Annotated in this window: 10 protein-coding genes; 8 read left to right on the forward strand and 2 right to left on the reverse strand. The window is 59.9% G+C overall.

Annotated elements, in window-relative coordinates:
• Nucleotides 1-5 precede the first annotated feature (5 nt).
• The 7 genes from pgeF to HMPREF2849_RS09865 all read left to right on the forward strand — a co-directional run bounded on the left by pgeF (nucleotide 6) and on the right by HMPREF2849_RS09865 (nucleotide 9053).
• Entirely contained in the window at nucleotides 6-728 is a 723-nt protein-coding gene (pgeF, locus tag HMPREF2849_RS09835; RefSeq protein ID WP_049192952.1) for a peptidoglycan editing factor PgeF, read from the forward strand.
• Between the two features lie 122 nt (nucleotides 729-850).
• Nucleotides 851-1372 (forward strand): cell division protein SepF, encoded by a 522-nt coding sequence (gene sepF, locus HMPREF2849_RS09840; RefSeq protein WP_049192953.1) that lies wholly within the window; start codon nucleotides 851-853, stop codon nucleotides 1370-1372.
• A gap of 63 nt (nucleotides 1373-1435) precedes the next feature.
• Nucleotides 1436-1735 carry a YggT family protein gene (locus HMPREF2849_RS09845; protein ID WP_038625790.1) on the forward strand — a complete coding sequence of 100 codons (300 nt, stop codon included), beginning with the start codon at nucleotides 1436-1438 and terminating at the stop codon, nucleotides 1733-1735.
• A gap of 398 nt (nucleotides 1736-2133) precedes the next feature.
• Entirely contained in the window at nucleotides 2134-3147 is a 1014-nt protein-coding gene (locus tag HMPREF2849_RS09850; protein WP_049192954.1) for a DivIVA domain-containing protein, read from the forward strand.
• 421 nt (nucleotides 3148-3568) lie between these two features.
• On the forward strand, nucleotides 3569-6829 hold the full coding sequence (gene ileS, locus HMPREF2849_RS09855) for an isoleucine--tRNA ligase (protein WP_080985585.1): 3261 nt from the start codon (nucleotides 3569-3571) through the stop codon (nucleotides 6827-6829).
• Between the two features lie 15 nt (nucleotides 6830-6844).
• Nucleotides 6845-8311, forward strand: a complete 1467-nt coding sequence (locus HMPREF2849_RS09860; RefSeq protein ID WP_049192955.1) for a DNA polymerase IV — start codon at nucleotides 6845-6847, stop codon at nucleotides 8309-8311.
• 79 nt (nucleotides 8312-8390) lie between these two features.
• Complete coding sequence (locus HMPREF2849_RS09865; RefSeq protein WP_080985586.1) at nucleotides 8391-9053, forward strand: DapH/DapD/GlmU-related protein; 663 nt, start codon at nucleotides 8391-8393, stop codon at nucleotides 9051-9053.
• Between the two features lies 1 nt (nucleotide 9054).
• Here the strand turns inward: HMPREF2849_RS09865 and HMPREF2849_RS09870 are convergent, their stop codons facing one another.
• The gene (locus HMPREF2849_RS09870) at nucleotides 9055-10041 is read right to left on the reverse strand and encodes an asparaginase (RefSeq protein ID WP_049192956.1); all 987 of its coding nucleotides are present in this window, start codon (nucleotides 10039-10041) and stop codon (nucleotides 9055-9057) included.
• A gap of 91 nt (nucleotides 10042-10132) precedes the next feature.
• On the opposite strand from HMPREF2849_RS09870, the gene HMPREF2849_RS09875 reads away from it, so the two are divergent.
• Nucleotides 10133-10912 carry a WKL family lipoprotein gene (locus HMPREF2849_RS09875; protein ID WP_070607012.1) on the forward strand — a complete coding sequence of 260 codons (780 nt, stop codon included), beginning with the start codon at nucleotides 10133-10135 and terminating at the stop codon, nucleotides 10910-10912.
• Between the two features lie 169 nt (nucleotides 10913-11081).
• Here the strand turns inward: HMPREF2849_RS09875 and HMPREF2849_RS09880 are convergent, their stop codons facing one another.
• Complete coding sequence (locus tag HMPREF2849_RS09880; RefSeq protein WP_246822153.1) at nucleotides 11082-12110, reverse strand: hypothetical protein; 1029 nt, start codon at nucleotides 12108-12110, stop codon at nucleotides 11082-11084.
• Nucleotides 12111-12114: the final 4 nt, after the last annotated feature.

Below are 12114 nucleotides of genomic sequence, written 5' to 3' on the forward strand. Positions count from 1 at the left end.
AAATCATGACTGAATCCCGCCGCAGCCGAAAAATTCTGACGAATCGGCGCGGCGGGTTTTCGCTGCCACCATATGATTCCTTCAATCTTGGAGATCATGTCGGCGATGACCCGTCCGCAGTCGAACGCAACCGCCAGCGCTTGGCCGATTCTCTGGGAATCGACCGTGCCCGCTTCGTCTACATGGAGCAGCTTCACACCAACACGGTCACCGTCGTCAACGAACCACAAACTGAGCCTGTCTCGGCTACCGACGCCATCGTCACGACCACGCCGGGTCTCGCGCTGGTAGTGCTCGTTGCCGATTGCGTTCCGGTCTTGCTTTCCGACGATCATGCGGGTGTCGCCGCTGCGGTACACGCGGGGCGGACCGGTGCCCGCAACGGGATCGTTCGTAAATCTGTCGAAAAGATGATTGAGCTCGGTGCCACGCCCGAGAATATCCATGCGCTTCTCGGTGCAGCGGCTTCTGGTCACAATTACGAGGTGCCTGAGTCGATGGCCGATGACGTCGATAAGCACTTGCCCGGAGCGAAGACGCGAACGAAGCAGGGGACTGCCGGTGTTGACGTGCGCGCCGGCTTGATGAGGCAGCTTTATAGCCTCGGTGTGCGGCATGTCAACGTCGAGCCCAACTGCACTATTGACAATGAGCAGTACTTTTCCTACCGGCGGGAGGGGAAAACTGGCCGTCAGGCGGGCATCGTGATCCTGCCTGAGCGGGGCTAAGTTTCAAAGTTGTAATTTTGGCTCGCCAAATTTGCGCGTGTCTATGCGATATTGCTGACCCAGCCGGTAGGTTGTGGGTAGCACAGACTTAAATTCGCACACTAAGAAGGACGTAGCAGAAGATGGCTGATTTCTTCCGTGGGGTTTCAAATTTCTTCGGTCTTACCCCGACTGATGACGCGGCTTACGACGAGCACTACGACGAGTTTGACCGCCGTGACGAGGAGCGTTTTGATGACTCCTATGCCGACTCGCGTCGTGCGGAGCGCCACCGCTACGAGCTGCGCGAAGAGGCTCCACGTGAGACTGCAAGTGTGAACTCCCGCGAGGAGGACTACCGCTACGGCAACCTGCACTCCGTTGCTGAGACCAAGGAACCGGAGCAGGTCTTCATCAAGCCGGAAAGTGGTTTCCAGGACAAGTACTCCAAGGCTCCGGACATCGGTTCGCACTTCCGCGACGGTGACATCGTCACCTTCGATCTGAGTGGGCTCGACCCATCTGAGGCTAAGCGCTACGTCGACTTCGTTGCTGGACTGGTTTTCGGTCTGCGCGGCCGGATCAAGGCTGACGGCTCCGTGTTTACCCTGTACCCGCACGGCTGCGATGTCAACGAGGGGCAGTTCGACCGGATGTCCGGCTAGTCAGCCGGCTCGCATGACTTGTTAGTGTTTCGTATTTCGATCAATTAGCTAGACTGTTTATTCGTGTCTTCACTACTGCTAGTTCTGCTAATCCTGCTGAAGCTTTTCACCTATCTGCTGTTGGCTCGCATTGTGATTGAAATGATTCAGTCATTTTCTCGCTCCTGGCGACCAGGCAGGGTGTTTTCGTCGATTGGCGAAATTGTCTTTGTCATCACCGACCCGCCGGTGAAGCTGTTGCGCCGACTCATCCCGCCTATGCCGATGGGCAACGTGATGGTGGACATGTCTGTGCTTGTTTTGTTCTTCATCCTTATGATTCTGCGAATGGTGCTGCAGGTAGCTCTCGGCGCAGTGGCGTAAATATCGCTAACTGTTTGCTTGGTGTCCACAATGTGGATTTCGGTGGAGCTGTGTTGTTTTGACTGTCCCGAATGTGATGTTCTCGGGCATTGAATTGCTGCCGGGGGTGTTAATCGGGGGCAATAATAGGAACCCGTTGGGGAATGTAATCCCCAACGGGTTTTTGTTGTGTCGGGGGTAAAGCTCTGTGGCTAAAGGTGCAGGGTAAGGGCGAGGTTTAACGTTTTACTAGAACTTTGCCACTGGTTAGAACGTGGGAGATAGAGTCCTGCCCAAAATAAATGGGGTGAGGACTGTGACTAGAGCAGGTAGGATTGGCCGGGTAAACAGTACTACTGGAAATAATTCTCTTAAGATTTCTTAAGAACTGTCCGCTCAAAGTGTTAGGGGAACTCACCATGCCGTTGACTCCGGCTGATGTGCATAATGTGGCTTTCAGCAAGCCTCCGATTGGCAAGCGTGGTTACAACGAGGATGAGGTCGACCAGTTCCTCGACCTCGTAGAGGACGCACTGGGTGAGCTCCAGGATGAAAACGCTGAGCTGCGCCAGCGCGTTGAGGACCTTGAAGGTCAGCTAGAGCAGGGTGGCGGCGCAGACTATGCCGCTTCCGGTGCTGCCGCTGCGACACCGGCTGTCGATGAGGACAAGCTGCGCAAGGAAATTGAGCAGGAACTGCGCGCTGAGTACAACGAGCGCCTGAGCGCTCAGCAGCAGGAGATTGAGGCTCACTACCAGGATCGTCTGGATGCTCTCGAGAAGCGTGCTTCTGAGGCAGAGGCTTCTGCACAGCAGGCTTCCTCCGCATCTGCGGAGCAGCCGCAGGCAGTTGCAGCAAGCACCGGCACCGAGTCGCAGGAAGTTAGCCTCCGCGCTGCTCGTATCCTGCAGGCTGCTCAGGACACCGCTGATCGCGTCACCACTGACGCCTACGCTGAGGCCAACAAGCTTGTCACCGAGGCTCGTGAGAACGCTGACCGCACCGTGGCAGAGGCCAATGAAGAGGCCGAGCGCACTATCACCAACGCTCGCAATGAGGCAGACGCAACTTTGGCTGATGCCAAGGAGCGCAGTGAGCAGCTGCTGGCTGATGCCCGCAACGAGTCTGAGTCGACCCTCACTGACGCTCGCCAGCGCAGCGAGCAGATGATCAGCGACGCAGACGCTCGCTCTAACGCCACCATCACCGCAGCGCAGCAGAAGGCAACCGCGCTGCAGGACGATGCAGAGCGCAAGCACCACGAGATCATGACCACCGTCAAGGAGCAGCAGACCGCTCTGGAGGGTCGCATCGAGGAGCTGCACATCTTCGAGCGCGAGTACCGCACCCGCCTGAAGACCTTCCTGGAGTCCCAGCTGGACGACCTGAACTCTCGCGAGTCGGCTGCCCCGGCCGACGGCTACAACAACTAATTACGTAGCCAGCACGTAGAAAACCACCACGCTCGGCTCCCCAGGGAGGGGAGGCAGAGTGCGGTGGTTTTCTGTTATCGTTCCCTGCGAACCAAGCGCATTCTTTGTTCCGGTCAGGGTTGTAGTAGTTGCCTGAGACACTGCTATACTGACACCCATACGCGCAATGAGCCGGCCATCACCGGGGAGCGTTTCGGAAGAACGGTTCAGCAGAAAATGGGCCCAGTAGAACCGAACGGTTTGGCACCGTTACAAAGCCTTATCAAATAAGCGGGCTATCGCGTGAAACCGCATGGTTCTTGGTCGCAAGAACCGTCGTAAAGCGTGATGCCAAGCGGGGTGGTACCGCGCGAGACTCCTTTTCAGCGTCACCAGTAACAACGCCGAAGGGGCTAGGCACGCGTCCCCGTGGTGAGTATTAATGATGTTCGACCACGGAAGCGACGTAAAAACGGTGTCTAATTCGAACGATGTAAATGCCTCTGCTGAGGCCACTCCGGCAGGTGGCGCATATCCGCGCACTGCTGACTTTGGTAAGTACACCTCGAGCCCGAAGTTCCCGGAACTGGAAGAAAAGGTCCTGGACTACTGGGGTAAGGACAGCACTTTCCAGGCCTCTATCGATCAGCGTGATGGTGCTGACGAATACGTCTTTTATGACGGCCCTCCGTTCGCCAACGGTCTACCGCACTACGGTCACCTGCTGACCGGTTACGTTAAGGACATCGTTCCGCGTTACAAGACCATGCGTGGCTACCAGGTTGGCCGTGTCTTTGGCTGGGACTGCCATGGTCTGCCGGCTGAGCTGGAGGCAGAGAAGCAGCTCGGTATTAAGGACAAGGGTCAGATCGAGGAAATGGGTCTGGCTAACTTCAACAAGTACTGCGCCGAGTCGGTGCTGCGGTATGCGGGCGAGTGGAAGGAATATGTCACTCGTCAAGCTCGTTGGGTTGATTTTGACGGCGGATACAAGACCATGGACATGAGTTACATGGAGTCCGTGATTTGGGCCTTCAAGGAGCTCTATAACAAGGGCCTGGTTTATCAGGGGTTCCGCGTGCTGCCGTACTCCTGGGCAGAGCACACCCCGCTGTCCAACCAGGAGACTCGCCTGGATGACTCCTACAAGATGCGGCAGGACCCGACCCTGACCGTGACCTTCCCGTTCACCGGCGCCAAGGCTGGCTCTGCAGCGGAGAAGACGCTGGCGGACAATCCGGTGCTCGCTGACACTGCAGCTATCGCTTGGACCACCACGCCGTGGACGCTGCCGTCCAACCTTGGCCTGGCCGTGAACCCGAAGGTCACCTATGCCGTAGTTAAGGTCGGAGGGGATTCCTCCGTGCCGGAGTTTGCAGGTAAGACCTTCCTGCTGGCAGAGGCGCTGATTGGTGCCTATGCCAAGGAATTGGGTGAGGAACACAAGGTCGTGGCTACGTTCGCTGGTGCTGACCTGGAAGGTCTGACCTACCAGCCGATCTTCGAGTACTTCGCAGATCACCCGAACGCCTTCCAGATTATGGTGGCCGACTATGTCACCACCGAGGACGGTACTGGTGTGGTCCACCAGGCACCGGCATTCGGTGAAGACGATATGAACACCTGTAATGAATATGGCATCGATGTCATCATTCCGGTGGACATGGACGGTAAGTTCACTTCCCAGGTGCCGGAGTACCAGGGCAAGTTGGTCTTCGACGCTAACAAGGACATCATCCGTGACCTGAAGGCCGCTGGCCGCGTCGTCCAGCACCGCACCATCGAGCACTCCTACCCGCACTCCTGGCGTTCGGGCGAGCCGCTGATCTACATGGCACTGCCAAGCTGGTTCGTGTCCGTTACCAAGATCCGCGAGCGCATGGTGGAGCTCAACCACAACGAGATTGAGTGGATGCCGGAGCACGTCCGCGACGGTCAGTTCGGCAAGTGGCTCGAGGGTGCACGTGACTGGAATATCTCCCGTACCCGCTACTGGGGTTCGCCTATTCCGGTGTGGGTTTCCGACAACGACGAGTACCCGCGTGTCGACGTCTACGGTTCCCTCGATGAGCTGGAGGCGGACTTCGGCGTTCGCCCGACCACACTGCACCGCCCGGAGATTGACGAGCTGGTGCGCCCGAACCCGGACGACCCGACCGGCAAGTCCATGATGCGCCGCGTCCCGGACGTCCTGGATGTCTGGTTCGACTCCGGTTCCATGCCGTTTGCGCAGTTCCACTACCCGTTCGAGAACAAGGAGTGGTTCGAGTCCCACGCACCGGCCGACTTCATTGTGGAGTACATCGGCCAGTCCCGCGGCTGGTTCTACCTGCTTCACGTCCTGTCGGTTGCACTGTTTGACCGCCCGGCGTTCAAGAAGGTCGTCGCCCACGGCATCGTGCTGGGTGATGACGGCAACAAGATGAGTAAGTCCAAGCGCAACTACCCGGATGTCAACGAGGTCTTCGACCGCGACGGCTCCGACGCCATGCGCTGGTTCCTCATGTCCAGCCCGATTCTGCGCGGTGGCAATCTGATTGTCACCGAGCAGGGTATTCGCGAGGGCGTGCGCCAGGCGCTGCTGCCAATGTGGAACGCATACTCGTTCCTGCAGCTCTACGCCTCCAAGCCGGCCGAGTGGTCGGTGGACTCCGACAACATCCTGGACAAGTACATCCTGGCCAAGCTTGCAGCAACTGTCCGTGCTGTCACTGAGTGCCTGGACAACACTGACATTGCTGCTGCCACCGATGAGGTCCGTCAGTTCTGTGACGCACTGACCAACTGGTACGTGCGCCGCTCCCGAGACCGCTTCTGGGCCGGTGATGTCAAGCACCCAGAGGCATTCAACACCCTGTACACGGTGCTGGAGGTTCTCACCCGCGTGGCTGCTCCGCTGTTGCCGATGGCCACCGAGGTCATCTGGCGCTCGCTCACTGGCGGCCGCTCGGTGCACCTGGAGGATTGGCCGGACGTCGACAAGCTGCCGACCGATGACGAACTCGTTGAGTCCATGGACATTGTCCGCAATGTCTGCTCGGCAACATCGCGCATCCGCAAGGCCAACCAGCTGCGTAACCGCCTGCCGCTGAAGAAGCTAACCCTGGCATTCCCGGATGCCGAACGTCTGCGTGATTACACCGACATCGTTTCCTCCGAGGTCAACGTCGACAAGGTGGAATTCACCTCCGACGTGGACTCGGTGGGACGTTTCGAGGTCTCCGTCAACGCTCGTGTGGCCGGTCCGCGCCTGGGTAAGGATGTCCAGAAGGTCATCAAGGCTGTGAAGTCTGGCAACTACGAGGTTGTCGACGGCGCGGTTGTCGCCGATGGCATTCCGCTGCAGGAGGGCGAGTACACCCGCAACCTGGTCGCGATCTCGCCGGATTCCACCGCTGAGGTCGACGGTGTCAATGGTCTGGTTGTGCTCGACACCGAGCTCGACGAGGACCTGGAGTCCCGTGGCTGGGCCGCTGACCGTATCCGTGGTCTGCAGGATGCCCGCAAGAACGCTGGCCTCGAGGTCACCGACCGTATCTCGGTGAAGCTGCAGGTCCCGTCCGAGCGTGAGGAATGGGCCAACCGCCACGCTGACCTCATCGCCCGCGAGGTTCTCGCAACCGCCTTCGAAGTCGTCGCTGGCGGAGAGCCACTGAGCTACGACGTGGCGGACGGCTGCTCGGCGGATATTGCCAAGCAGTAGGGGAGAGTAATCTCAATGCCGACTTCCGGGCGGTGGGTCCTGCACATCGACATGGACGCGTTCTTCGCGTCCGTCGAGCAGCTCACCCGCCCGACTCTGCGCGGGCGGCCAGTTCTCGTCGGCGGACTGGGTGGTCGAGGTGTGGTCGCCGGTGCCTCCTATGAGGCCCGCGCGTACGGCGCGCACTCGGCTATGCCGATGGCCCGCGCACGTCGGCTCATGCCACCGAACGCAGTGACGGTCAGCGCGCGCAAGGGCATTTACGGGCCGGTGTCGCGCCGCGTGTTCTCTGTAATCCGCGAGCGCGTGCCCGTGGTCGAGCAGCTCAGTGTCGACGAGGCTTTCATGGAACCCGAAGAGCTTCAGGGAGCCTCGAAGGAGCAGGTCATTGCCTGGGCGGAGCAACTGCGGGCAGATATTCGGCGGGAGACCGGCTTGGCCTCGTCGATAGGCGCGGGCGCGGGCAAGCAGTTCGCAAAAATTGCGTCAGGCCTGGCGAAACCCGATGGCGTGTACGTGCTGGACCCCGCACGCAATCACGAGCTACTACACCCATTGCCGGTAGAGAAGCTCTGGGGCATTGGCCCTGTCACCGCTGCAAAACTGCACACGCTGGGCGTGGAGACAATCGGTGATTTTGCCGCCATGTCCCAGCGCGATGTCGAGGTTTCGCTGACATCCAAAACCGGTGTGATGCTGTGGCAGCTGGCGCAGGGGACAGACGATCGGCCGGTTAAGGAGCGCGATGTCGCCAAGTCTGTATCGGCGGAGTACACCTATCCTGAGGATCTGGAGTCGCAGGCCCAACTCCACGCCGCCATCGATCGCGCAGGTGAGTCCGCTTTTCGACGGCTCAAAAAAGATGGCCGTGGTGCCCGCACCATCACTTGCAAGGTGCGTCTGTCCGACTTGAGCATCCATACCCGATCTGAGACGCTCGCCTACGCCACACAGGACTTCGACACCCTCATGGCTGTCGCTCACCGAATCGCGTTCACACCCGCGGAGGTCGGCCCAGTGCGACTGGTGGGCGTCGGTTTCTCCGGGCTGGATTCGCACATACAAGAAGTCCTGTTTCCTGAGCTCGACCGCGCTATCACCGTCGAAGATCGAGTACCAGCACCTGCGCTTTCCGACGCTCCCGCCGGCCTGCTCGAGCTATCTGGAACCGGCGCGTTGCCGACCGTTCGGCTTTCCGATTCCAAGTGGGCACCCACCTCGGACGTACACCACAGCGAGTATGGACATGGTTGGGTGCAGGGGGCGGGGCACGGGATTGTGACTGTCCGCTTTGAAAGCCGCACCAGCGGCCCCGGGCGCATGATCACGCTGAAGGAAGACGACCCGGAGCTGCGCCCGTGCTCTGCGGTGTGCAGTTTGGACTGGCCGGAGTGGCTGGCTTCCGACGAAGCTGCAGCTCTTGACTTGCCGCAACCTGAGCGGGAAAGTGAAGATGAGGTTGGCCCCGATGCGGATGCTTGATGCGGCTGCCTGACGTGGCCGTTATCCTCGGTGCCGTTCGCGGCTCCCTGTTTATGCGCTGACCGTAAACTGGGCCACTATGACTACCGAATCCCGCATTGCAGAGCTCGAGGCAGCTCGCCGCGCCTCGTTGCGCAACACCGATCGAGATCCGAATCCGTCGACCACACTTCCTGACGACGGTCTGGATAACCGCCAGCGCATGCTGAACGGTCAGTGGTATATCGCCGATCATCCGGAATCGCAGGCTCTGAACGCGCGAATTGGCCAGGTGGCCGCGGAATTTGAGGTCGCATTTCGCGAAGACCAGCAGGCAGCACAGCAAGTGCTGGCACCGGCACTGGGGTCTTTCGGAGAGGACAGCACCGTCCGCCCGCCGATCTACCTGGACTACGGCGATAACATCCACATCGGCGACAACGTTTTCATCAACTTTGGGCTCACCGCACTTGACGTGGTGAAGGTGACAATCTGCGACTACGCGCAGCTCGGGCCCAATGTGCAGCTGCTTCCACCAGTACACCCACTGGGAGCTGAGGCCCGCGCCGCTTATCTAGAGTCCGGTGATGAAATCATCATCGGGCGCAATGCTTGGATCGGTGGTGGAGCCATCATCCTGGGCGGTGTTTATGTCGGCGACGATTCCGTGGTCGCCGCGGGTGCGGTGGTGACTAAGGACGTTCCCGCGGGCGTAGTCGTGGCTGGAAATCCGGCGAAAATCATCCGCATCATCGAGGCGTGAATTAGAACAGCGTCTGCGGGTGCACATTCGCAGCCAGCGCGGCAGCGAGAATGATGCGCGCCTGCGGTGCATGCACGCAACCAGCGCTAATCACACCGTGCCGAGCCAGCGTCGCACCGCCACCGGCACCACCGTAGGCGGCGTGGACATCACCACGCGGGACGCGCGTTGCCATCACGACGGTCACATCAGCGGCAATGGCCCGGTCAATGGCGGCGGCAAACTCATCGGAGACATTGCCTGACCCCAGGCCTTCTACGACAATGCCGTGTGCACCGGCGGCGACGGCCGAATCCAGCTGTGATCCATCTGCACCTAAGTAGGCGGGGATAATCTCTACCTTCGAGCCCGCCAAGGCGGCCAGCGGCAGCGGATCTGGACGAACCGGCTCCTCCGGGGCGTTAGTGGCAAAAGCCAAAGGATCGGTCGTGTGCCACTTTGTCGCACCTCGCACCGGCAAGACTGCGTGGCCAAAGACAATAAGAACGCCAATTCCCTGCGCAGAGGCATCGGAAGCAATGGTCACGGCCTCAAAGAGGTTCCCCGGTCCGTCGGTTTCGGGATGATCATAGGGAAGCTGTGCACCAGTAAAGACAACCGGACGCGAGTCAGCATGGAAAATATCGGCAGCCATGGCCGTTTCTTCCATCGTGTCCGTGCCATGAGTTACGACGACACCGTCCACGGAGTCGTCGTCAAGCACTTCGTGAATAGCGGCGAGAATACGGTCAACATCGGTGAACGCGAGATTCGACGAGTCCAGCATGCCGAGCTCACGAACCTCCAGCTCTAACATGCCCTCTGGATAACGCTGCGCGACCGCCGCAACGAGCTCCGCGCCCGAGATGGTCGGGGTTAGCGCACCGCTGCGATCCGTGGTGCAGGCGATGGTGCCGCCGGTGGTGATGACAACGATTCGGCGAGGGGAGGCCGGGATAGACGAGGCCGAGCTAGCCGGGGAATGATCCTGAGTCGACATGTCCACCATCGTACCTAGGCGATGTTTTGGCCTTGTGTAGGATTATGGAAGGCGTGAAGCCAGCGAATCTTCATGCAGATTTTATTGGAGTAGTGCACATATGAAAGTCCCCTGCAACCAGCGCGTTAGCGGAATGCGTTGGCGCACAGCGCGTGGTGTGACAGTAGCGGCGATGGTCTCGGTCAGCGCACTTGGGCTCGCTGCCTGCGGTGGTGGCAATACTGCAGCGCCGACGACTGAATCGAAGACATCCAGCTCGGCGGAACCCGTCATCATGCTGCCGACGCGCGCAGAGCTTAACGACGTCCTCGCACGCCTCATCAACCCCGATCTACCTATCGAGGAAAAGGCGCTGACCATCGAGGACGGCGATACTGCCGGCGATTTCTTCGACATTGTCACCCACAGTGCCAATGAGCAGGAAATCAGCTTTGATGTCATTGACCCGGTCACGCCTGGATTTACTACTAAGCAGGCCGTAGCCGGTGTCAATATCCTCCGTCCGGAGGAAGATCCGATGCTCGTGGAGCAGGTGGACTTTATCCACCGGGATGGCCGTTGGATGCTGAGCAAGGAATGGGCCTGCAACCTGGCATCGACACTTGATCCGGAGCACAAGCCTGGGTTCTGTCTCGCGCCGGGCGAGACTCCTCCGCCGCCACCTGAGCCAGAAGAGGAAGAAACCCCGGTTGAAGAGGCTCCGGTTGAGGAGGCCCCAGCACCGGCTCCAGAGCCCGCAGCACCGGAGCCCGAAGCGCCGGTCGAGGAAGTGCCGCCTCCGCCGCCTCCCGCACCTGAACCACCGGCTGAAGAGGCTCCGCCACCGCCGCCACCGCCGCCAGCTCCGGCTCCGGCGGAGGACGCGCCTCCACCGGCTTAGGTGCCGTCGGGCCAGGCATCACAGCCTAGTCCGGTCGGGTGCACTGGCCACACAAAAGAAAGTGTCTAGGTTTATGACAGTTCCGCCCATTTTTTGGGCAGAAAAGTGACATAAACCTAGACACTTTCTCGTCTTCTAACCTTGCAGTGGCCCGAGCTATTCTTCTGGGCTACTTCCTCGAGCCGTCGCCGTCCTTAAACTCCAGCCCGCGATGCGTCTGCTGAGTGATGCGCACATCGGAGTTGCCGTCGCCGTAGGTCACGGAGGTCACAAAGTCGATGTTGCCCTTCATCGGAAGGGGCTTAGTCAGGTCGATGGTGACGCGGTCGGCAAGCATGTCAGTCGTGGCCTCGACAACCTTCAGTGCACCCTCGCCGCCAGTGTCCAACTCGGTGACTGTCGGAACCTGCTTGACATCGACCTTCAAATTAACAATGTCGCCCGCACGGCTGAGCAGGGTATAGGTCACTTTCTGCGTCATCGTGGTCTGGCCTTCGACCTCGCTTTCGACCGTCCAGGTCGCATCCTTTCCGATGTCCTCGGAGGGGAAGACGATAGGTACGGAATGCAGCTGCTGCAGCGCCATCTCCACGCCAGCGCGAGCGGTGTCGGTCGCCTTCTCCGGCGCTCCCAGTTTGAGTTCCTTGACCTCACCAGTGGCCGTTGTTGACCAATCAGAGATGAAGCCCTGCGCGGTCGCGATATCCTCATTCAGCTCATCGTTGGAGCCGTGGGGTTTACCCACCTCTGACGTCACCACACGAGTATCGTCATCGCTGGTAACAGTACTAGTCAGGGGGATTTCCAGGCGGGTGTCCGGGAAGGTCTGGTCGCTATCGGCGTTTCCGCCACGCTGCGCGAAGCCCTGCGTCACCGCCACGGTCGACTCCTGCTCTGCACCGTCGTCCTTCCAGCGCACGCTCGCCAGCTCACCGCTACCAGCACTGGTCAATTCGACCTTGGGTTGTGCAACGTCCACGGGTTGCGTTTCCACCGAGCTTTCCGACGAGCACGCGGCCAATGACACCACAGTGGTAGCGGCAACAACAGCGGTGCCGACCCTCGCCAGCAGGCCATGCTTGGTGTGACCAGGCTGGTCGCTGCGGCTAGGTCGACGGAACCACGAGGAGGTGGTGTCTCCTGCACGTCGTAAAGCAGAGGAGGCCGGAACAAACTGAGATTGGAAACGTCGAGTCACACCG

This window comes from Corynebacterium sp. HMSC073B01, from assembly GCF_001838255.1.
GTDB lineage: Bacteria > Actinomycetota > Actinomycetes > Mycobacteriales > Mycobacteriaceae > Corynebacterium > Corynebacterium jeikeium_D.